The 21,991-nt window shown below is 46.8% G+C and carries 26 protein-coding genes; 2 read left to right on the top strand and 24 right to left on the bottom strand.

Going from position 1 to position 21,991, the window contains the following annotated elements:
* Positions 1-292: 292 nt before the first annotated feature.
* From G6R27_RS05280 to gmk, 5 genes are read right to left on the bottom strand one after another with little or no spacing between them, the layout of a single operon-like run.
* Positions 293-664 carry a hypothetical protein gene (locus G6R27_RS05280; protein ID WP_213820021.1) on the bottom strand — a complete coding sequence of 124 codons (372 nt, stop codon included), beginning with the start codon at positions 662-664 and terminating at the stop codon, positions 293-295.
* A 15-nt stretch (positions 665-679) separates the two neighbouring features.
* A complete protein-coding gene (locus G6R27_RS05275; protein WP_213820020.1) occupies positions 680-1,069 on the bottom strand; it encodes a CvfD/Ygs/GSP13 family RNA-binding post-transcriptional regulator in 390 nt (129 codons plus the stop codon).
* 48 nt (positions 1,070-1,117) lie between these two features.
* The gene (locus G6R27_RS05270; RefSeq protein WP_213820019.1) at positions 1,118-1,693 is read right to left on the bottom strand and encodes a peptidylprolyl isomerase; all 576 of its coding nucleotides are present in this window, start codon (positions 1,691-1,693) and stop codon (positions 1,118-1,120) included.
* 1 nt (position 1,694) lies between these two features.
* Positions 1,695-1,910, bottom strand: a complete 216-nt coding sequence (gene rpoZ / locus G6R27_RS05265; RefSeq protein WP_213820018.1) for a DNA-directed RNA polymerase subunit omega — start codon at positions 1,908-1,910, stop codon at positions 1,695-1,697.
* A gap of 13 nt (positions 1,911-1,923) precedes the next feature.
* On the bottom strand, positions 1,924-2,523 hold the full coding sequence (gene gmk, locus G6R27_RS05260) for a guanylate kinase (RefSeq protein ID WP_213820017.1): 600 nt from the start codon (positions 2,521-2,523) through the stop codon (positions 1,924-1,926).
* A 314-nt stretch (positions 2,524-2,837) separates the two neighbouring features.
* Here gmk and G6R27_RS05255 point away from each other — a divergent pair, with 314 nt between their 5' ends.
* Entirely contained in the window at positions 2,838-3,158 is a 321-nt protein-coding gene (locus G6R27_RS05255) for a hypothetical protein (RefSeq protein ID WP_213820016.1), read from the top strand.
* 65 nt (positions 3,159-3,223) lie between these two features.
* Here G6R27_RS05255 and G6R27_RS05250 read toward each other — a convergent pair whose 3' ends face one another.
* From G6R27_RS05250 to G6R27_RS05235, 4 genes are all read right to left on the bottom strand, one after another.
* Complete coding sequence (locus tag G6R27_RS05250) at positions 3,224-4,321, bottom strand: metaphase chromosome protein 1 (protein ID WP_213820015.1); 1,098 nt, start codon at positions 4,319-4,321, stop codon at positions 3,224-3,226.
* A 9-nt stretch (positions 4,322-4,330) separates the two neighbouring features.
* Positions 4,331-4,681: a hypothetical protein gene (locus G6R27_RS05245; RefSeq protein ID WP_213820014.1), complete on the bottom strand. Its 351-nt coding sequence runs from the start codon at positions 4,679-4,681 to the stop codon at positions 4,331-4,333.
* Between the two features lie 69 nt (positions 4,682-4,750).
* Entirely contained in the window at positions 4,751-7,150 is a 2,400-nt protein-coding gene (locus G6R27_RS05240) for an endonuclease MutS2 (protein WP_213820013.1), read from the bottom strand.
* Between the two features lie 17 nt (positions 7,151-7,167).
* Entirely contained in the window at positions 7,168-7,689 is a 522-nt protein-coding gene (locus G6R27_RS05235) for a CvpA family protein (RefSeq protein WP_213820012.1), read from the bottom strand.
* A gap of 84 nt (positions 7,690-7,773) precedes the next feature.
* On the opposite strand from G6R27_RS05235, the gene rnhC reads away from it, so the two are divergent.
* A complete protein-coding gene (gene rnhC / locus G6R27_RS05230; protein WP_213820011.1) occupies positions 7,774-8,712 on the top strand; it encodes a ribonuclease HIII in 939 nt (312 codons plus the stop codon).
* Between the two features lie 78 nt (positions 8,713-8,790).
* On the opposite strand, the gene G6R27_RS05225 is transcribed toward rnhC, so the two are convergent.
* From G6R27_RS05225 to yqeK, 15 genes are all read right to left on the bottom strand, one after another.
* A complete protein-coding gene (locus tag G6R27_RS05225; protein ID WP_213820010.1) occupies positions 8,791-9,090 on the bottom strand; it encodes a hypothetical protein in 300 nt (99 codons plus the stop codon).
* 11 nt (positions 9,091-9,101) lie between these two features.
* Positions 9,102-9,473: a DUF948 domain-containing protein gene (locus tag G6R27_RS05220; protein ID WP_213820009.1), complete on the bottom strand. Its 372-nt coding sequence runs from the start codon at positions 9,471-9,473 to the stop codon at positions 9,102-9,104.
* Between the two features lie 142 nt (positions 9,474-9,615).
* On the bottom strand, positions 9,616-11,172 hold the full coding sequence (gene rny / locus G6R27_RS05215) for a ribonuclease Y (RefSeq protein ID WP_213820008.1): 1,557 nt from the start codon (positions 11,170-11,172) through the stop codon (positions 9,616-9,618).
* A gap of 238 nt (positions 11,173-11,410) precedes the next feature.
* Entirely contained in the window at positions 11,411-11,875 is a 465-nt protein-coding gene (gene smpB / locus G6R27_RS05210; protein ID WP_213820007.1) for an SsrA-binding protein SmpB, read from the bottom strand.
* 22 nt (positions 11,876-11,897) lie between these two features.
* Positions 11,898-14,336 (bottom strand): ribonuclease R, encoded by a 2,439-nt coding sequence (gene rnr, locus G6R27_RS05205; protein WP_230791157.1) that lies wholly within the window; start codon positions 14,334-14,336, stop codon positions 11,898-11,900.
* A gap of 66 nt (positions 14,337-14,402) precedes the next feature.
* Positions 14,403-14,639: a preprotein translocase subunit SecG gene (gene secG, locus G6R27_RS05200; RefSeq protein ID WP_213820006.1), complete on the bottom strand. Its 237-nt coding sequence runs from the start codon at positions 14,637-14,639 to the stop codon at positions 14,403-14,405.
* 50 nt (positions 14,640-14,689) lie between these two features.
* Positions 14,690-15,463 (bottom strand): TrmH family RNA methyltransferase, encoded by a 774-nt coding sequence (locus tag G6R27_RS05195; RefSeq protein WP_213820005.1) that lies wholly within the window; start codon positions 15,461-15,463, stop codon positions 14,690-14,692.
* A gap of 27 nt (positions 15,464-15,490) precedes the next feature.
* Positions 15,491-16,432, bottom strand: a complete 942-nt coding sequence (yidC, locus tag G6R27_RS05190) for a membrane protein insertase YidC (protein WP_213820004.1) — start codon at positions 16,430-16,432, stop codon at positions 15,491-15,493.
* 83 nt (positions 16,433-16,515) lie between these two features.
* On the bottom strand, positions 16,516-17,646 hold the full coding sequence (locus tag G6R27_RS05185; RefSeq protein ID WP_213820003.1) for a sensor histidine kinase: 1,131 nt from the start codon (positions 17,644-17,646) through the stop codon (positions 16,516-16,518).
* A 1-nt stretch (position 17,647) separates the two neighbouring features.
* Positions 17,648-18,337 carry a response regulator transcription factor gene (locus G6R27_RS05180; protein ID WP_213820002.1) on the bottom strand — a complete coding sequence of 230 codons (690 nt, stop codon included), beginning with the start codon at positions 18,335-18,337 and terminating at the stop codon, positions 17,648-17,650.
* A gap of 104 nt (positions 18,338-18,441) precedes the next feature.
* Complete coding sequence (locus G6R27_RS05175) at positions 18,442-19,014, bottom strand: YceD family protein (RefSeq protein ID WP_213820001.1); 573 nt, start codon at positions 19,012-19,014, stop codon at positions 18,442-18,444.
* A 2-nt stretch (positions 19,015-19,016) separates the two neighbouring features.
* Positions 19,017-20,204 (bottom strand): nucleotidyltransferase, encoded by a 1,188-nt coding sequence (locus tag G6R27_RS05170; protein WP_213820000.1) that lies wholly within the window; start codon positions 20,202-20,204, stop codon positions 19,017-19,019.
* The gene (locus G6R27_RS05165) at positions 20,204-20,962 is read right to left on the bottom strand and encodes a class I SAM-dependent DNA methyltransferase (RefSeq protein WP_213819999.1); all 759 of its coding nucleotides are present in this window, start codon (positions 20,960-20,962) and stop codon (positions 20,204-20,206) included. The genes G6R27_RS05170 and G6R27_RS05165 overlap by 1 nt, the downstream gene beginning before the upstream one ends.
* Before the next feature lie 60 nt (positions 20,963-21,022).
* The gene (gene rsfS, locus G6R27_RS05160; RefSeq protein WP_213819998.1) at positions 21,023-21,385 is read right to left on the bottom strand and encodes a ribosome silencing factor; all 363 of its coding nucleotides are present in this window, start codon (positions 21,383-21,385) and stop codon (positions 21,023-21,025) included.
* 11 nt (positions 21,386-21,396) lie between these two features.
* Positions 21,397-21,987, bottom strand: a complete 591-nt coding sequence (yqeK, locus tag G6R27_RS05155; RefSeq protein WP_213819997.1) for a bis(5'-nucleosyl)-tetraphosphatase (symmetrical) YqeK — start codon at positions 21,985-21,987, stop codon at positions 21,397-21,399.
* Between the last annotated feature and the right edge of the window lie 4 nt (positions 21,988-21,991).

Genomic DNA, 21,991 nt, shown 5'->3' with positions numbered 1-21,991 from the left:
GTTCAAAGTTTTGTTCAGTTTTCAATGTGCGTACCCGATTGGGCAACTCATTTATCATAGCAGTTTAACCTCTTTCGGTCAACTACTTTTTTGAGTTTTTTTATCGCGCCTCGCAAGTTGCCTTGCTTAGCGCCGTCCCTCGTAAGGAACAATAATTAGTATACGGTCTTTGCTGCTTCAGGTCAATGCTTTTTTACAAGTTCTTCTTGAAAATATTCAAAGCCGAAGAAAAGCAAGATCTTTTGATGATTCGTTCACTACTTTCCATACAATCGCCGAATTATCGAACAAACTATTCGTCGAATGCCGTAAAGGTCGTTGGTTGAACCGTCATTAATAAGCGTTGGATTTCGTCCCCTGATTTGAAAACCAACCCTTTTGGCATATCCTGGATTACTTTATCAAAATCCGTTACATGAAAGGAATACAGTGGCGCGTGTCCTTCTTCTGGCAACTTGATCGTTTGCAGTTCACCCAATCGCCAAGAGTCAAAATCCGTTACCCCCAATTTGGCAAATGATTTCAAAATCATACCAAGCGATGTTTCCTCGTGATGTTGATGAACTTTGACTGCCAGAAATTGATCCTTTCCATCCTTTTCTTCTACCAAAAAGTAAGGCAAATCATCGCGATAAGCAATCACAGTTGCTGCAACCATTGTCATGACAACACTCCTTTATTAATCTTCCAATCCCAAGCGCTTTTTTGCTTCTCGTTTCCACCCCGGCATAGCCAAGGCAATCGGTTCAAAACCAAAAGTCAGATGGTAATTCGTCCAGAAACGACGTTTGACATTATTGTTCTTAATAATCGGCGTCTTCGCCAAATCCATTAGCGAAAGCTGCCGAACAGACAGCGATATCTTTTGGCTATACTGGTCGATATCTAAAATGATCGCCGTGACCTGTTGACCAACGGATAATTCATCTTCCAAGTTTTTAACAACACCTGACTTAAGTTCAGAAATGTGAATCAGCCCTTGCGTTTGCTCATCTAGTTTAACGAAGGCACCATAAGGTTGAATGCCAGTCACGACACCCGTCACCTTTTGTCCAATTTGATAAGTCATCTGCTTTTCCTTTCTACTCATTGCTAATAAAAAAGTCCCCGCCAAAGGCTAGAGGACTACTTGCTTAATCACAATGTCTTTTACTGGGCGATCAGCACGATCGGCTTTCGCGGAGGCAATCTGATCGACCACTTCCATGCCTTCGACAACTTGACCAAAAACCGTGTGCTTTCCGTCAAGCCAAGGTGTCCCACCCTGCTTCTTATAGAAGTTTGCAACTTCTTCTGAGTAGCGACCCAAATAAGGCTTCATCTGCATTGGAAAATGCTTATTTTGAACGATGAAGAACTGGGAACCGTTCGTGTTAGGTCCAGCATTGGCCATCGACAAAGCGCCACGAATGTTGAAGAGTTCTTTTGAAAACTCATCTTCAAAGGGCTTTTTCCAAATACTTTGTCCACCACGCCCCGTTCCTTCGGGATCGCCTGTTTGAATCATGAAATCATTGATCACTCGGTGGAAGATAACATTGTCATAATCCCCATTTTTAGCATGGGTCAAAAAGTTTTCAACAGCCTTCGGTGCTTGTTTTGGAAACAAAGCCAAAGCAATGTCTCCAACACTGGTTTTCAAAGTAGCTTTAACATCGTTTGGCCCGACAGCCAATTGTGGAAAGTCGCTCATCTTAGTCCTCAGTATCTTGTACAACCGGATTGATGACAACGTCACCAGCTTCGATTTCTTCCAACGCTTCGCCAACGGACTTAACGGAGTTAAATTTCACTTGCGTAGCAGGCATGCCAGCGTCCAATTCGCGGGCCCTTTTTGATGCTAATGCAATCAACTTATAACGTGAATCAACTTTTTCAAGTAATTTATCAACTGATGGGTAAAGTAACATGGTGTTCTCCTTTTTAATCCGTAATTTGGTCAATCACACGAGACACGCGGAGGCGTTCGGCAGTGATGATGGCCTTAATGCGATCAACCGCCTTTTCAACCACGTCATTTTCAACAGCGTAATTGTAGTTGATCATTTTCTTCAATTCGTCTTTGGCAGCAGCAACTCGCTTTTCGATAACGTCAGCTGAATCCGTTCCACGGCCTTCCAAACGCATACGCAAGTTCTTAATATCGGGCGGCGTCAAGAAAATGTAAACGCCCTCTGGCATCTTAGCTTTCACTTGCAAAGCACCCTGGACATCGATTTCCAAGAAAACATCCTTGCCCGAAGCAAGCGTTTCTTCGATGAATGAACGCGGCGTACCATAGTAATTGCCAACGTATTCCGCATACTCTAGCATATCACCTGCTTGGATCTTCTCTTCAAACTCCTCACGAGAAACAAAGAAATAATCCTTCCCGTTTTCTTCCCCTGTACGGGGCTTTCGCGTGGTTGCGGAGATGGAGTAACGGAAGTCAACGCCATCATCTTCAAAAATTGCCTTTCGAACCGTTCCCTTACCAACGCCTGACGGCCCTGACAAGACGATTAACAAGCCCCGTTCAGTCATATGCATCCTCTTTATCGTTTAATCTCTAATATAGATATCTTACCAGGAAAAAGGTCTTATTTCAATTATGAGATCCGGCCTGCTCCTTGAAGTCAAGGGTATTTTTGCAAATAACGCGTCACTGTTTTTAACAAAAGACAGTAGGCGAATAAAAAAGCGAAAAAAGAAAGGATGTTCCCTTTTTATTATTTGTGGATAAATGCCTTATTGGCGGTGTTTATCCACATTTTATAGCGAATGAGGCAAGAAAAGCACTTGCTTTTCAGAACATTTGTTCGTATACTAAAGTCAACAGATAAAGAGGAGGCGGTCTGATGCAAGTAAAGCTTTCAGCCCAACCACAAGTCAATTTCATGAACCAGTTCAAGCAAGGCTGGACGAAAATCAAGGAACACTTCGAGGTGGTCCCATTAAAAGAACAGCAAACGAGCACTGTCTTAATTACTCGTTTAGAAGAAGCTCTCCATAACGGACAACCAACGGCTGTTCAGATGAACTACGGCTTCGATCAAGAACGCATTCAAGACTTTTTCGGTGTGCTCTTCGAAGACCAAACCGGCGCCCTTTTGATCGATGATCAGATCAGCAAGCGCTGTCAGCTACTTTCACCTGCTCTACTTCGCCACATCGGTTAGTCATTTCGATATAGCGCATAAAAAGCCCCAACAACCTTTCCTCTTGGTTGTTGGGGCTTTTTCTTTTACTTTTCTGCACGCTTTGGTTCCTGCAGCAATTCTTCGACTCGTTGGTCGGACAATTGACCGAGAAGCTTATTAAGCGCCTGAATGTCGACAAAGTGGTCGAGACCAGATCCCTCAAGTTCAGCGATTCGAACCGTATCAACCGCTTTCTTTCGGTCTAAGAACTTGACGTAGCGCGCAATTTCGCCACCCAAGCCGTCTAGGGAATCCCATTTTGGTTGCCAGTAGTCCATCAAGTGCTTCTTGGCAAAGCTCGTCAGCAAATCGTTGGTCCACTCACGGTGTGTCACCTGGTACTGTTCAGCCAAGCCCTTGTGGAAGGACAAAAGCATCTGCACTTCTTGGTCGGATACCACGTCTTTGATCGCCGTCTTTTGGAAAGTTTCGACCATGCGCTTTCCAAAGGCGACTTCCTCTTCGATGGCCCCAGCAGATAACTTATCAGCCTTTGGCCCAACATCCTTACCTGACAGTTTTGGCTCAGTAACCGACAAGCCCTTATAGACTTCTTCGATGGTAGCCAAAGCAAAGTCGTCATCCTGCTCGTTTTGGTTTAAGAACTTGAATTGCAAGTCGTCGATGGCATTGCCTTCTGACATGACCTTGGCCACGTCTTGTCCCTGAAAGCGGAAGTAGTTGACGGCCAGAACTGTTCGAACAATCATTCGCCAAAAGTTTGGATCAAACGGCGTCGTCTGCAATGAGAAGCGGTCGGATACCGACGCTTCTTTGGCCAAGAAACTTTGAATGTCGTACAAGACCGGCATCAAGGTGATGAAGTAGCGCCAGTCTCGGTCGGCTGACTGCACCAGCGTAGCCTGCATGACTTCGTTCATTTTCACGATGACGTGCTTATCAGACGTGAAGTCCGAGAAATTCTGTTGGACCATTGTAGCAATCAAGTCATCCAAGAAAAAGGAAGCGACTTCGAAAGTTTCCTTCTGATAGCTGTGCTGCTTGGTCAAAAAGAAACGGGCCCGCAAGAAACCAGCAAATTCGTTGTAGTCAAATGGGGATAACTTCTTCTTTTCTTGGAACTTTTGCAAGCTCTTTTGCTTCTTAAACTTTTTGATTTGAGCTGATTTTCCTTGTTTCATGACAACTCCTTAAATACTTAAGTCCAGCAAATATTTGCCGTGGCCGAATTCCTTTAATTTAAACTGGAAGATCTGATCCTGCCGTTCTAAGTCTGGCGTTTTCACCGTCGCTTGACGGTCACCCTCTAACTCGGCGATTTCGATCGCTTGATTGATCGCTGACATCACTTCCGCAAAGGCTTTTGGGTCAGCAGAACTATAGAAAAGATCTGCATTTCCGTAAGTGTTCGAACGGCGCTGTAAGATCACCGACACTTTGAAGCGGTTGGCTTCAAAGACCAAGTGATTGTAGTTAAAGTCGCGGGCATAACCGAACAGTGCTGACAAATACTGGCCTGCTGGATATTTTTTCTCTGCCATAAGTCTCCTTTTGGGCGCTGCCCTTTTGATTAAAATTACTGAATAAAATACACTAATAAATCTTCCGCATTATTTCAACGTCACGATTGTGGCACCATCCCCACCCGCATTCGCGGAGGCAAAATGATAATCTTTTACGCGACGGTCTGAACGGAGGAACTGGGTCACGCCCTGCCGCAAGGCACCGGATCCCTTTCCGTGAATGATTTCAACAGAAGATAGGTTGGCCAAAACGACGGAATCGAGGTAGCGGTCCAAGTCAGCAAGTGCCGCTTCATAGCGTACACCACGCAAATCAAGCTTGGCCTGTACCCGACCGGTGTTGCCGGATCGAGCAGCGTTATTTTTAACCTTTTGGCGCTTTGTTTTCTGCTTTTCTTGCTGCGCTTTGGCGGTCGCTTCGGTCTTCTTCAAGTCGTCTTCGTCAACGAGCATCTTCAAGATGCCCATCTGGACTTCCCACTGACCGTTCTTGTGCTTTTTGACCAAGGTCCCCTGCTGGTTGTAAGACGAAACAACAACGTCATCCCCCTCATTCAACTCCTTGGCCCGCTTAGCCTTCTGCAAGACCTTGTTCTTTTCCAGCTTATCGGATTGCTGCAAAGAGGCAATCGCTTGCTTTTGTTTTTGCAAATCCTGTTCGGAAAGCTTGTTTTGCTGTCCACCAGCCAAGCGTTCCGAACGAATTTCTTTAATCAGCTTGTCTGCTTCACGCCGGGTTTTAGCAACCAGCTCGTTGGCCTGCTTTTTAGCAGCCAACATGAGTTTTGCCCGCTCTTTTTCAAGCTTGTCTTGTTTGTCGTCCAGCTGTTCTTGCTTATCGTCTACTTGCTTTTGTTCTTCTTGCAAATGCGCCCGTTCAGCCTTGACTGCCTGACGTTCGGAAACCAAATCCTTGATCATATCGTTTAACTGCTGATCTTCTGGATTAACCATCGTCTTTGCATCATTTAAAAGGGCTTGATCAAAGCCCAAACGTGACGCAATGGCCAGGGCATTTGACTGTCCTGGAACCCCGATCAAAAGCTGATAAGTGGGCTTGAGCGTTTCGACATCAAAAACCATCGAGGCGTTTTGTGTACCGGCACGTTCGTTTCCATAGAGTTTCAACTCCGGGTAGTGAGTCGTGGCAATCGTGTTGGCCCCAAGCGACTTCGTCCGGTCCAAAATAGCCATGGCCAACGCAGCCCCCTCGGAAGGGTCGGTCCCCGCTCCCAATTCATCGAAAATGACCAAACTGTTCTCATCCGTTTGACTCAAGATACCCTTGATATTTTCCATGTGTGAAGAGAAAGTCGATAAGTTCTGCTCAATCGATTGCTCATCTCCGATATCTGCAAAGATGTCGTCAAAGACCGTCACCGTTGATGGGCGACCAACCGTGATAAAAAGGCCGGACTGGGCAAGCAATTGCAAAAGCCCCAATGTTTTTATGGTAATCGTCTTACCACCGGTGTTTGGTCCCGTAATAATTAATGTCTGATAGTGTTCACCCAGCAGAATGTCATTTTTGACCGATTGCTCTTCGCCAATCAACGGGTGCCAGGCACGGTGCAAAGCCACCGTCTTATCCTTTGAAAGTTCGGGTGCCATGGCGTTTTGCGACTTAGCCAACAATGCCTTGGCGTTAATGAAGTCTAACCGTCCAAGGATGTCCGCATTCTGCAACAAATCCTCCCGGTGGTCAGCTAGCAAAACTGATAGTTCGGAAAGTACCCGATCCTCTTCGGCCAAAGCCAAGACGCGAACTTCAGACAAATCATTGGCCAGCTCAACAACGGCCTGTGGCTCAATGTAATAAGTCTGGCCGGACTGGCTTTGGTCATGAACGATACCTGGGATTTGATGGCGGTATTCGACCTTGACAGGCAAAACGTAGCGATCGGCTCGTTTCGTCACAATCGTTTCGGACAAATAACGAGCGGACTTGCCCCGGGTGTAGTTGGCCAATTGATCGCGGATAGCCGCTTCCTTGCCAGCCATTTGCCGGCGGAAAGAAGCGAGCGCAGACGATGCGGAGTCCAAAACTCTTCCTTGATCGTCGATTGTTTCTTGAACCTGCTTCGTCAGTTCTGGCAAAAGCACCAATTGATCGACCTTAGCCTGTAGAAGAGGCAAGGAACCCTGCATGTCGTCTGCTTGGATTCGCTGAAAGAAGTGGGCGATAGCAGCCGTTGCCTGTAAGACCTTAGCCAAGGATACAATTTCACTTCCGTTCAAAGAAGCTTGGATTTGCAAACGACGCGCCTGTTTTTGGATATCTTCCAAATTGGGCAGGGCTAAGCCACCGTGTAAGCGCAGGACCATTGCGGCCTCGGCCGTTTCCTGGAGCCACTCTGCCACTTCGTCATAGGAAGATGACGGCGTTAGCGTGTCAACCATTGCCTTTCCTTGAGCCGTTTGGACAAACGGTAGCAAGAGTTGCTTTACTTTTTCGTATTCAAGTGTTTGAAGAACTTTCTGATTCATAATACCTCAATATAGAATTAGAGCCACCATTGATAGATTTGGTTAGAAATGATGGGGAACTGATCCAAGTAGTGATTTAAGAATTGGTTTTCTGCAAATTGCCCTTGCAGCCAGGCGTTTGGAATGACGGACAAAATCTGCAAGCAAAAGAAAATCAGCACCAAGCCCAAGACCAGTGACAAAGCTGCCCCCAGTAATCCGTCTAATTTGCCCAACAAGGGAATGCGGCGCACAAAGTGAATTGAGCGCAGCAAGAAATGGCCAACAAAAGAGCCAAGCGCCAGGATCAAAGCAAAGGCCAGGCCGGATGCCAAAAAGCTCGTTCCGGAATTTGCCCAGGACGTTGGTACCGTTGGTCGGGCAAACTGGCCAGAGATGAAACCAGCAAAGACCGTCGAAAGCGGTTTTGACAAAACCAATGCGACGTAGAGCACCAAGCCCCACAACACAATGCGGGCCAGGCTTGTCGTAAAGCCCGTCTTATAACCCGAATGCACCATCAAAACCAAAAACAAAATGCCAATCCACATGAGTACCATGGGCGTCCTCCTCCAAAGTCGACAAGCTAAAAAGCTTGTCTCGAATACCGTCAATTATACCATTAAAACTGCTATAATTAAGGCATGCAAACTGTGATTTTACTGACAAAAGAAGGACTTTCAAAGGCCAAGGCAGCCTATGAAAATGACTTAGTCCCATGCAAGGCCAAAAGCGCCCTTTTTCAGGCGAAGAAAAACGGCGTAACGATTACAGCCTATCGATCTGGTAAGGTGCTTTTCCAAGGAGCCAATCATGATCGAGAGTCTTCTCGTTTTCAAGGATTTGAAAAACAGCGGACACCCGGCCCAAGCACGGTCACTTCGTCCAAAACAAAGAAGAAGCGCCCAACCCTTCCCCAAGGCTTTGCCGACTGGGGCGTGATTGGTTCTGATGAAGTCGGCGCCGGGGCTTACTTTGGTCCCCTAACAACAGCCGCTGTTTACGTGCCAAGAAACAAAGTCGATGAGCTCCGCCAAATGGGCTTTGCTGATTCCAAAAACTTGACCGACGATAAAATTGAACAGTTGGCCCCCTATATCATCAAAAACCTTCCCTACCACATCGTTAACTTAACACCAGACTTTTATAACCAAAAACAAGAAAGTGGGCAAAACGTGGTGGCCATGAAGGCCCTTTCCCACAATTTTACGCACAACCAGGTTTTGGCTAAACTAGACGGTTTGCCTCGACCCGACGCGATTTTAGTCGATCAGTTCGTTCAGGGATCGTCTTATTACCGTTACTTGACGAAAAACCAGCAAATTCGGCCTGACCTGCCCACTTACTTCATCACTAAAGGGGAGAGTGAGCACGTGGCCGTGGCCGCCGCTTCCGTTTTGGCTCGCTTCGTCGAGCTGAAAAGTATGCAAGAATTAAGTGCAGAAGCCGGTGTCACATTGCCTATCGGTGCAGGCAAAGAAGCAGATCGGACGGCAGCAAAACTAATGAAGCAAAAAAAGGATCTCAGGCACTTTGCCAAGTTACATTTTGCAAACACCAAAAAGGCCCAGGCACTCTTATAGTCTTCAGACAGATCTCGTTTATTTTCAAGGGCACCATCGCCATTTAAAAACACCGTTTCTTTTCGAAACGGTGTTTTTTTACTTGTTCAAATCGAGATCTTTTTCTTCGATCTCAATATCTTCATCTTCTTCGTCATCCATTTGGGCAACGGAGTCGGCCAGCGCTTCTTTTGACGAGCTGATGGAAGCTTTGGCTTGATCAACATATGGGGCAACCTTTTGGGAAGCTTTTTCCATCATGTCTTGTAGTTGTTCTTGGGCTTGACCCAACTTTTTCTTCAAGTTTTCTTGGTCTTTTTCAGATTTTGACAGCTTATAAACAGCTGAGGCACCAAAGGCAAAAAGAAATCCTGCCATTACTTTCGTGGGTGTTTTCATAATAAGTCCTTTCACTTGGCTTTTTTAGAAGACTTGCTAAAGAGCTTTGACAAAACGAGCGCAAATCCTGTCTTAGCAGCCGTTCCAAAGCCTGAAACGGAACTCGACGTCTTTCGTACTGATTGGTTCAAGTCAGAAATGGTGGCTGACAAATCGGCTGCTGCTTGCACCGTCACATCCAACGTCGCCATTTTGTCGTTAACATCATCCACTAAGAGGTTCGTGTTGGCAATTAGATCATTAGATGACCGAACCACCGTATCCAAATCACTAGTCAAAACGGAAACCGACCGAGTTAAACGAAGCAAGAAAATCGTGATTGCTAAAACCAAGAGCAAAAAGGCCAAAGCAAAAATTAAGAGTGAAATCTGTCCTACCGTCATACTTTCTCCAATCAGAATATTTATCGAATAATCATGTCTATTGTATCAAAATTCTAAAAGATTACCAATTTTTCCGACGCTCCAAAACATTTTATGATCCTTTTATTTTTTTGCCATTAAAAAAAGCCCGAACGGGCTTTTCTTAACGTGCATAATCGACCGCTCTTGTCTCTCTGACAACGGTCACTTTGACGTGGCCAGGGTATTCGAGCTGATCTTCCACTTCCGCCTTGATATCGTGAGCTAAGACTGTGGCCTGGATGTCTGAAACCTGGTCTGGTTCGACAATCACGCGCACTTCGCGTCCAGCTTGGATAGCGTAAGCGGATTTGACACCTTGGTAATCTCCGGCAATCTGTTCCAAGTCCGTCAATCGTTGAACATAATTTTCAAGCGATTCCGAACGAGCACCCGGACGTGCAGCGGAAATAGCATCCGCTGCCATCACAAGGTCAGCCAGTGGTGATGTTGGTTCCGTATCGCCGTGGTGGGCGGCGATCGCGTTAACGACATTAGGCTTTTCATGATATTTTTCTGCCATTCGAACGCCGAGCTCGACGTGAGAACCTTCGACTTCGGCATCGATGGCTTTTCCAATATCATGCAAGAGGCCGGCACGCTTTGCTTGCGCGACATCCATTTTAAATTCGGCAGCCATTAAGCCGGTTAGCTTAGCGACTTCCAAAGAGTGTTGTAAGACATTTTGTCCATAAGAAGTACGGTAATTCATCCGACCAACCAACTTAATTAAGTCAGGGTGCAAACCACGAATACCGAGTTCAAAGACCGCTTCTTCACCCTTTTGACGAATGTTTTCATCCATCTGACGACGAGCCTTTTCAACCGCTTCTTCAATTTTGGCAGGGTTAATTCGGCCATCTGCAATCAACGCTTCTAACGCGTTTTTAGCAATTTGACGGCGAAGAGGATCAAAACCAGACAAAACAACCGACTCCGGCGTGTCATCGATGATCAGATCAATGCCCGTTAAGGATTCAATGGTCCGGATATTCCGGCCTTCACGACCAATGATTCGTCCCTTCATGTCTTCACTTGGCAAATTGACAACAGAAACGGTGACGTCTGAAACCATGTCAGCAGCTGACCGCTGAATAGCAGCCACAATCAAATCGCGAGCCCGCTTTTCACCTTCGCTCTTAGCATCTTGTTCATATTCTTGAATCAAGGCAGCGCGTTCTTTTTCAAGTTGCGCCTTCGAGCTATCCAAGATGATCTCTTGGGCTTGGTCCTTGGTCAATTGACCAATTTCTTCCAGCTTTTGTTCCTGTTCAGCTAACTTCTGTTCAGCCGCCTCTTCTTTTTCAGCAGCAGAATCTAAACGATTCTGAAGCTTGGTCTCCTTCTTGATCAAAGAAGCATCACGTTCATTTAACGTGACGTCTTTTTTGTCCAAGGTCACCACGCGATCCTGAAGGCGTGATTCCTGATCTTCAACACGTTTTTGTCGATCAGACAGTGATTCTTCCACCTGATGTCGATATTCTTGGGCGTACCCTTTGGCATCGACCTCAGCGGACTTTTTGATACTTTTTGCTTCGTCTTGTGCTTGTTTTAAAATGTTTGTTGCCACCTGCTTAGCGTTATCTAAACGAATGCGATCAACGATCTTTTTCGTGAGATAACCACCAGCTAAGCCGGCTAGAAGAGCAAAGAGTGCTGAAATAACGATCATCAGCATATTCTTTTCCTTTCAGTCGTGAATTTTATTTAATTCACAGGTCTAGTATAGACAAATTAAGCGCATTGGTCAATTAGAGCGATCATTAAAAAAGTCCTAGATTTTAGCGATAAAAGCCATTCTCGTCGTCTTTTTAGCAATCTAAATTCCATTAATTTTTTTCTGTTGCTCTTCCTTTCATGTTGAAAGTTAAAAACGGGATCAGCCAAGGCAAAAGCCTCGGTCGATCCCGTTTTACTTACTTTTTGAACTGACGGTTTAAGTCCCGTTCCATGTCACGCTTCTTAATGGATTGGCGCTTATCATACTGCTTTTTCCCGCGCCCAACACCGATCAAAACTTTGGCAAAGCCCTGTTTTAGATATACTTTGAGTGGGACAACGGTCACCCCGCTCTCTTTGACAAGTGCTGCCAAATGATTGATTTGGCGCTTATGCAAGAGCAAGCGACGAGAGCGCAACGGATCAACGTTAAATTGATTGCCCTGCTCATAATTGGCAATATGAACATTATCAAGGGACGCTTGTCCGTTTTTAAAACTGACAAAACCATCTCCAATCGTGATTTGACCGGCACGAACGGACTTGATTTCCGTTCCTGTCAGCGCCATCCCCGCTTCAAAAGTCTCTTCGATTGCGTAATTAAAGCGCGCCTTTCGATTGGTTGCCAAGGCATCATCATGCGTTATTTTTTTCTTGGCCATGGCGGCTCCTTTCAATCGTGTCTTACTTCTGCTTCATTTGAAATGGATGCTTGTGATTTTGGTTGCTTTTACCCTTTTGGGGATTCGAACGGCCAGCTAGACCAGTTTTTTTAGGACGATGTGGGTGATTGGCCCCATTTTTGGCTTTTGAGGAGGCATTTGATCGATCGTTTTGCTTGTGGCGCTCGTTACCGCCACGACCATTACTACGCTTGTTGCCATTGCGACCACGATCCTTGCCCTTCCGATCGCGACCGAAACTACCGCGGCTTGGCTGCGGCACCTTAATGTCAGTCGTTGGCGCTTCTTCTGGATTAGTCAAAATAAAGTCGACCGTTGAATCCTTCTTGGAAGCACGAATCACCTTAATTTTCACCTTTTGTCCAATTTGGAAAATGTGGTGCTTGGAACGACCAATCAAGGCTGCGTGCTTCTCATCATAATCATAGTGATCATCGGTCAGGTTGGAGATGTGCACCAAACCTTCAACCGTGTTGTCCAAGGAAACGAAAAGGCCGAACTTAAGAGCCGCGTTAACAACCCCTTCGTATTCGTTTCCGACCTTGTCTTCCATGTACTCGGCCTTCTTCATGGCATCAACCAGACGTTCCGTATCGACCGCCCGTCGTTCACGAGTCGACGTGTCGATACCGATTTCATTCAATGAAGAGGCGTACTTTTCTTGCGCTTCCTTACCGTAACCATTTTCCGTATACCACTTGATCAAGCGGTGGACCGTCAAATCAGGGTAACGACGAATTGGTGATGTGAAGTGGGTATAGTACTCGGCACCCAGACCAAAGTGGCCCAGTGGTTCCGGCGAATACTTGGCTTGCTTCATAGCGCGAAGCATCATCGTTGAGATCATCTGTTCGGCCGGATCGTCCTTGACCTTCTTCATCAAGGTCTGCAGCATGATCGGCGTCACATTTGCCGGATCACCCTTGACTGGGTGACCCAAGGCCTTGGCAAATTCAAAGAAGGATTGGGCCCGTTCCTCATCCGGCGTTTCGTGAATACGGTAGAGGAATGGCACTTTCTTCTTATCGAAGTGCTCAGCCACTGTTTCGTTGGCAGCCAGCATGAAGGATTCGATCATCCGTTCAGCCGTTCCACGTTCACGAACAACCACGTCAACAGCCTTGCCGTTTTCATCCACAACAATGGAAGCTTCAGGCGTATCGAATTCGATCGCGCCGCGCTTTTCACGTTTCTTGGCCAAGATCTGATGCAAATCACCCATCGTGTCAAACATATCGGCTAAGCCGGCGTATTCTTCACGGGCCGCTTCGTCTCCAGCCAAAATTTCGTTGACTTTATCATAAGTCATCCGCGCATGTGATTCGATCACTGATTGGGCTAAGCGGTGCTTGACCACTTCGCCCTGTGGGTTGATTTCCATTTCAACAGACATCGCCAAACGAGTGACGTTTGGATTCAACGACGCAATTCCGTTCGACAACTTCTGTGGCAACATCGGAATAACACGATCCGTCAAATAAACGGAAGTTCCTCGGTTGTAGGCCTCTGCATCAATGGCCGTCCCCGGACGAACATAGTGCGAAACGTCTGCAATGTGCACCCCGAGATGATAGTTGCCATTATCTAATTTCCATGCCACAACGGCATCATCAATATCCTTCGTATCGGCCCCATCAATCGTGACTAAGGGTTGATCCGTAATGTCTTGCCGATCTTCCCATTCAGAAGGAAGCACTTCGTTTGGAATAGCGTCCGCTTCTTTCATCACCTCATCTGGGAAGTGATTGGGCACTTTTTTATTTTCAACAATCTGCATGATATCCATGCCAGGTTGGTTTTCATAACCCAGCACTTGAGTCACCGTGGCAACCAACTGCTTAGGATGAATGGCATCCGCATAGGATTGAACCTCGGCGACAACCACTTGACCATCGTGCAAATCTTCGTCGGCCGTCGAGGCATCCACAATCACCTGATAAGACAAGGCCTTCTTATCGGATAAACGAATTTGACCAAGGGTTCCTTGAAATGGCGTACTTGAGGTGTAAACGCCGACCAGCCGAGAATAGGCGTGTTCGAGAATTTCTTCAACTTTTCCTTCTGGTCCGCGGTCAGCCGATTGCGCTGGCTTAACCATTGAAACTCGGACTGTATCGCCCTGCATGGCCTGCAGGGTGTTATCTGGTCCAACGAAATAGTCGGGAAGGTTCTCATCGTAGCGAACAAAACCAAAGCCCTTGTCGTTGGCTTTAAATTCGCCGACGATGTCGCCCTTTTGCCCCTGGAATTGGTAGCTGTCCTGGTCGACTTTTTTGACAATCTGGTTATCGGCTAGATTTTCCAATACCCCGAGTACCTGTCGGTAGCCGGCTGCTCCTTCTAAACGCAGGCCGTCAGCGAGGTTTTGGGCGGAAAAGGCCTGCTTAGGGTTGGCTTTCAAGAAACCTTGGAGCTGTTCTTTTACTTGTTTTGTTTCCATGAATGATTCTTTCTAAAAAATGCTAATAAAAAATCAGTCTACAAAAAAGTAAACTGACCTTATTCATTAATGAGCGGCAATATACATCAGCACAAGGGCGATGATAAACCATAGTGCGCCAAGAACTGTCGTAATTCGACGCATAATGGCTTCGAAACCGCGAGACTTTCGTTCTGTAAATAAATCGGTTGCCCCACCAGACAAAGCTGATAGTGCATCTTGTTGTTTACTAGGCTGCATCATCACTGAAACGATCAGCAAGAAGCCAACGACTAGCAAGAGAATGGTTAAAATATTAGTCACAAGGACGCCTCCACTCGCAATTCATACTTATTAGTATAGCAAAGTTACCATTAATTTCCAAGAGACAAGCGGAACATCAAAACACCACCAGCAACCGCCACATTCAATGATTCAGCTGAACCAATGAGTGGAATATACAAGTTAGCCGTCGTCTGCTTGGCTAATTCAGGATCCAAACCTTGCCCTTCATTTCCAACAATCAAGGCCCCGGCTGACAAACCGTGGATGTCTTGATATGGCTTCGCCTCTTCGTTCAACTCCGATCCATAGACTGGCAGATCGTTATCCTTAAAGGCTTTAATCCAGTCATTGAGATCAGCTTGGAGTACTTCCAAATGGAAGTTCGACCCTTGCATGGCCCGAACGACCTTAGGGGCGAAAAGATCGGCTGTACCATTTCCCAATACCACCCCTTTGAAACCTGCAGCATCCGCCGTCCGGACCAAGGTCCCGACGTTTCCAGGATCCTGGATGGCATCCAAGAATAGCCAAAGGCCGTCATGCACATAAGAAGGGTCGAAGGTCTTTTCAGGCAAGGTCACTTCAGCAAAGATGCCTTGCGGCGTCTTTGATCCCGCAATGTGTGCCGCAACTTCTTTTGAAATTTCAAAGGCCGGTACGCCGTGTGGCACATCCGCTAAGTGTTCTTGCATTTGTTCTTCTGTCGCCATAATGGCGTGGAACTTGGCCTTAGCCTTAATCGCTTCTTGAACCAAGTGCCAGCCATCCAAAAGATAGGTCTTTTGATCTTGGCGGCCCTTCTTCGTGGCCAATTTGGCCCAGGCTTTCACCTTGTTATTTTGCTTTGATAAAATGCGTTCCATAGTACTTCTTTCTGAATTAAATTCGTCTTATGAGCGACGTTGCTTGCCTGCGTTACGGCCTGTCTTAGACCCTTCTTCTGTCACATCGCGCGGACGCAAATCTTCGGGACGAACACGTTTTTCTTCGGTTTTTGCTTGTGCTTGTTGCCCCATCGTTGCGGCGTTGTTGAGCAAATCATCAGCCGTCTTTTGAATGACGAAGTCGCGATCAACTTGGGCCTTTAACTTTTGATAGATCATATGTGTGATAAGCGCTTGGATGACCACAAAAAATCCACCGACCAAGAAGTAAAGTGCCAAAGCCCCGGAAGACACAATGGTGAAGCCAGCAATCACGACGGGCATCAACCACATCAAAGCTCCTGTCTGCTTCTTCTGAGCGGCTGGTACGTGCAACTGCGTCAAGTAAGACTGCAGGAGGTAAACGGCCAGCACCATGATTGAGAAAACGAGCTGTGGCGAAGACAGTTCAAAGCCAAAGAAAGTTGCCGTCTTCAGTCCGTTGGCATGGGCAATGGCGAGGTACAAACCAGAAAAGATCGGCATTTGAATCGCCATCGTCAGCCAGGAAATGCCACCGGTCATCGAGACATTATTTTCCCGATAAAGCGACATGGAGGCCATGGAAGCCGCTTGCTGTTCAGCTTGACTTTTGGCGGATTTAACCGCCGCTTGAACTTTTTCAAATTCCGGCCGCAACTTTTGCATCTTCAATTGCGAAATTGTTGTGTTTTTTGATTGGCTCACCATAATTGGCAGCAGAATCAAACGAATAATCGCTGTCAAAATAATAATTGCCCAGCCAATCGCGTTCACACCCCCGACAGCCTCGGCAAGTCGCAGCAAAGCCTCAATGATGGGCTTTGATACTAAGTTATAAATCCGCCCGTTAACACCAGTTCCACCTGTAAATAAGTAAATGTCAAAGAGAACAAAGGCAATCGTCGCGTAGCGTTTCAGTAATTTCATGTGGGCTCCTAAAAAGCTTTAGTTGTTTATCATTATAAGGAATGAAGTCACACCAATTATAGCAAGATTCACTCCAAGACGGGTCATGAATCTGTCAAATCAGACTGTTTTTCTTCTAAAACCTCTTCTTGGCTCGGATCAACTAAGGGAAAGCGCAGTCGAAACGAAGAGCCTGACCCTAAGGCTGATTCAACTTGTACCTGACCGCCGTAGGCCGCCACCATCTTTTTAACGATTGATAATCCAAGACCATTTCCGCCCGGTTGATGTACCCGTGCTTTATCCACCCGATAGAAACGATCAAAAATGCGATCCAAGTCATCATGAGCAATCCCTTGACCAAAGTCTTGAACACCAATTTCAACCCACGCACCTGCCTTGGCTAAGGCTAAATGAACTTCCTTTCGATCGGTTGAATATTTGATGGCATTATCGAGCAAAATAATCAAAAGTTGCTCCAAATGATCAGGACGGATGGCCACCTCGATTGGTTGACTGACTTCGCCGTCATAAGTCCAAGAAAATTCAGGGTGAACAATTTGAAAATCATGATACACCCGTTCCACAACCGCTGCCACTGATGTCGTAATCTGTTCCTTGTTGACAATCAGTTTTTCGGCACGGGTCAATTGAAGCATCTCATTGACGAGGACTTCCATTCGTTTGATTTCAGAAAGCGAAGAAGAAAGGGAATCCGCCAAAACTTCAGGATCATCCTTTCCCCAACGCGCCAACAAATTCAAATGTCCCTTCACGATGGTCACCGGTGTTCGCAATTCGTGTGAAACATCTGACACAAAATCTTGCTGGGACTGCACGAGATTTTGCACTTGGCCCATCGTTTGATTTAACAACTGGCCAAGTTCATCTAATTCCTGATTGTAGGCAGAAACGTCCACTCGTTTTTTGGTCATGGGATCCTCCTCAAAGGCCCCCATGACCTTGGTAATTCGCTTCACCGGCAGTAAAAACAATTGGGCTAAAAAGAAGGCTAAGAGTCCAATACCAAAGACCGCAAAGAGCAAAAAAGACCACCACCAATGGCCAATGGCCAAAAAGACTTGGTGCGTCAGATTCGAACCCTGAACGGCCATTAAGCCAAGGATAATACCGCAGGCAATTAGCAAAAAACCCACCGTCAAACCAAGCGATAAGATTGCCTGACTCTTTTTTAACGGTGAGTATTTTCGATTGTTTTCAGTTTTTTCTGTCATCCTAGCTCCGCATCACATAGCCCGTTCCACGGACCGTTTGGATATAAGAAGTCTTTGATTCAGGATCATCCAACTTATTACGTAGATAACGAATGTAGACGTCCACCACATTGGTTTCGATCTTGGTGTCAAAGCCCCAAACCTTCTTCAACAGCTTTTCTCGCGCCTGCACGACGTCGATGTTTTCAAGCAGGATCAAAAGTAGGTCGTATTCACGCTTTGTTAATGAAATAATCTGGTCATCGCGACGAACCGTCCGATTCTCTTTTTCTAATTTCAGATTTTTGAATGTAATCACGTTCAAAGAAGAGCCAGAAGGTTCTTTTTCGATATCAATTCGGCGCATCAACGACCGCACCCGAGCCAAAAGCTCTTCGATGGCAAATGGTTTAACAACATAATCATCCGCCCCGTAGTCCAGACCAGAAACACGGTCAATCACAGAATCGCGAGCCGTCATCATAATGATCGGTGTTTTCTTTTCTTCGCGCAAACGACGAGCCACTTCAAAGCCATTTAATTCAGGGAGCATCAGATCTAAGAGAATTAGATCAAAATCTTCATTTAAAGCCAAGTCAAGCCCTTCGCGACCGTTTTTGACGGTTTCCACCTGGAAATTTTCGTGTTCCAGTTCTAATTTGACAAATTTGGCCAAATTCTCTTCATCTTCAACAATTAAAATACGACTCATAATTTTCTCCGCTGGTAACAAGGCAAAAGAACTAAAGCAGTCACTCGTTACCCTTATAAATGAATATCTTTTAATGGTATTTTACCATAAGCTCGTTCATTATCTCATTTTTTAAAGAAATCGTCTAATTTGGCCAAACGAGGGTCCAATTTCTGATCTTTTTTGGCCCCTTCTTCTCCGGATGCTGCTTCATCAGGGTGTTCTTCCAAGAATTCGTCTTCCGAGATTACCTGCCAGTCTTTTCCTTCTGGCAAAGGCGCACCAGCCGCTTCTTCTTCCGTCAAAATCTGAAATGGCAAGGCTGCAACCAGGTTATCCAAAACCACCTGGTCCAAATCAATCGCATTGTCCTTCAAGGCAAAGACCGGCTCTTCCTCGTCGAATTGCGCGATCTTTTTCGGATCTTCCACAAAAGTTTCGTGGATGGTTACATCCGTTGACCAATCCACCGGCTCCAAGGAACGTGATGATGGCAACGTCAAATCAGCATGGTAGGAAGCTAAAAGCACATAGTCATCGTGGTCGTCTTGTTGTACAGAACCCGTGACTTTGATGGGTTTGGCAGACAAAATCAGATCGGAAAAGCGCTCTTGAATTCGGTCATTTAGATCCAACACTTCCTCGAAATGCAAGGGTTCGTTACGGAACTTTTGGAGTTGTTGCTTGGCAAACTTCATAACTAGTCATTCTCCTTCATATAGTGAATGGGCCGACGAGACAAATCTTGGCCCTCTTGACTGCCTGCTTGTCCGGCTAAGAGCTGCCAGATCAGACCGGCCTTGTAATCGAGTCGCAGGTTAGCCTTGGCCAAGCCCTGATCGACTCTTGAAATAATGGGCAAACGCGCCTTGCGCTTGACCTCAGACAGGTAAGCCTGCCCCTCATCGGTAAAACCGAGCAAACGAATGTAGGAATCCGCCATAGCGGCCTGCATTTGATCGACCTTAATGTTCAACAACGTGTAGAGCATCGTCCGTTGCATGCGGGCAAAGGTGTAGCGCTTGGACTTGACCGCCTTAATGAAGGACTGGTAGGACTGCGGCGCTTCCTTTGCCGTGGCTACACCAACTAACCGGTGTTCCAAGCCTTCGGCCATTTGGTAAACCTGACCCAACTGGCCCACCGTGTCCGTTAACAAACGGTAGCGCAACAAGTTGAAGAAGACGCCCTCGAAGGCCAAAGTGTTTGGCTTTTCCTTTAAGGCCTGCAAGGTATCAGCCGGCACGACGCCTTCAACGCGGTCCCACTTGCCCTTGTGCAGCGCGAGTCGGATGGAAGAAGCCGAAGCAATCGCTTGGTCGTCATCGATATCTTGGTCGTGGTAGGCGGCTGCCTTTCGAGCGATTGGGTGGAGTTTCATGTCCACACCGAGTTTCAAAACCGCCTTGGCATAAGAGAAGGCCAAAATATCGTTGGGATCTTCCAACTTGAAACCGGTCTTTTCTTCCAAATCAGCAGCGTAAGCCGCCGCATAGGTCTGCGTCTTATCCGCGCTTGCGCCTGCTTCTTGGATTTCTTCTGCTTGCTTAGCCAAATCCAAGAAATCGACTTCCGGATGCTCCGAGCCAAAGACCAGCTCATCGACGCCAAGGGCAGCCAAGATGCGAACCGCGCCTTCAGCAAAAAGGTGACCAGGCTGGACCGCCGAAAAAACGGGCAGCTCGACCATCAAGTCCGCCCCGTTGTGCAAGGCCAACTTGGTCCGTTCCCACTTGTCCAAAATGGCGGGTTCGCCCCGTTGCACGAAGTTTCCAGACATGACGACAACGGCCGCGTCAGCGCCCGTTACCCGTTTGGCTTCCTGCAAGTGGTAGGCGTGCCCATTGTGAAAAGGATTGTATTCCGCAATAATGCCAACTGCTTTCATCACTTTGCTCCTTTTTTACAAATGAAGAACCAACGACTGTCTGAGTCGTCCGCGTCCTTTTGACCAAAGTCCGCCTTGGCCAAAACGGATTCAAAGCCAACCGATTGGAGCATTTCCAAATACTGAGCCATTTCATAAGTCTTTTCATGGTGCACTTCGCGCACAAGCTTGAAGGCGTCGACGTCTTCTTGATACAAGAAGAACTTCAGATCGTGATCAACCGCGTTTTGCCCCTCTTCGACAAAGGCCGTCCACATGAAAATTTTATCCGGATCCTCGTCGTTGTTGTAGCAGAAGTCCAAGTAGTCCTCATTAACCATCTTTGGCGTAATCACGTCGAAGAGGAAGGTTCCCCCGTCTTCCAAGTGATCGTAAGCCTGCTTCAAGCCGGCCAAGAAGTCTTCTTTTTCTGGTAAATAATTAAAGGTATCGGCAAAGGACACAATGGCCGGATACTTTTCTTCCCAGTCAGAGAACTCGCGAATATCGGCCTGGAGCAAGCGCAAATCAACATCGGCAGCAGCCGCGTGCTCCTGAGCCAATTCCAACATTGGTGCAGACAAGTCCAGCAGGTCCATTTGGTAGCCTGCTTTAGCCAGCAAAACGGCTAAGCGACCAGCACCGCCACCCAAGTCGAGGACTTTGCCAGCTGATACTTGGGCTTTTACAAAAGCCGCCCAATCCTCGTACAGTTCCCCGTCAAATAGCTCGTCATAGAGCGAGGCAAAGGTCTGGTAAGGCTGTTCTTCTTCGGCCATGCTGGCCCCCTTTCTGGTAGAAAGGGCCACTTGGAATATCCCCAAATGGCCCACAATCAATTAATCGCTAATGTATTCGGACAAGTCGACCGGCTTGGCATCAAACCAGAGCTTGTCCAAGTGGTAAAAGTCACGGGATTCTTCGTCGAAGACGTGAACGATCACATCCCCCAAATCCAAGACCACCCAGTTCGCCTTTTCGAACCCTTCGATGTGGTCCACTGGATAACCAGCTGCGACAACTTCTTCCTTGACCTCTCGAGCAATCGCTTGAGCCTGACGACTCGATCCAGCCGAGGCCAGAACAAAGTAGTCTGCCAAAAGGGAAACTCCCTGCATGTCCAAGGCCGTCACGTTCTCACCGCGCTTATTATCAATGGCTTCTAAAACCGTTTTCAAGAGTCCTTTGCTTTCGTCAACCATGTTGGCTCCTTTTACTTCTTCAAATAATTTGCCCAATCATTATAGGCGTCAAATGTCTTTGGATAAATCACCTGACCCTTGTCAGCCAGGAAGGCTAAGGTGTGGCTCAATTGGTAGAAGACCCCTCGGTCAAGCGACTTCTCCGTAATGGCACGGGCTTCTTTGACACCAGGAAAATGCCGACCTTCTTCCAAGTAATCGGCCATAAAGACAACCTTGTCCAACGTCGTCATTTCATCGTGCAAACCACCGGTTGTGTGTAAACGAATGGCCTGCAGAATTTCAGGATCTTCAATTCCCAGTTCGTCTTTGACGAATTCTGCACCGACAACCCCGTGCCAAATGGGATTTCCCCACGCCTTCAATGACTTCGGCAACTTGGCTTCATCGATCTTTTCCAGGAAGTCTGCTTCTGAACGTTCCTTGGCATAGTCGTGCACCAGGCCGGCCAAAGCCGCCTGCTGCTCATCCAAGTTATTTTGTTTGGCGAGTTTGACCGCATAGTCCGAAACACGCAAGCAGTGCTCATAACGATGCGTGGAAAGGTGGGCTTTCACTTGCTTCTTGGCAGCTTGATAGATTTCTTCAAAATTCTCGGTCATGTTG

It is taken from the genome of Fructobacillus papyriferae (assembly GCF_018437225.1).
In the GTDB taxonomy this organism is placed as follows: Bacteria; Bacillota; Bacilli; order Lactobacillales; family Lactobacillaceae; genus Fructobacillus; species Fructobacillus papyriferae.
The sequence above is the reverse complement of the archived record's forward strand: the minus strand, read 5'-3'. Positions and strand labels throughout refer to the sequence as shown.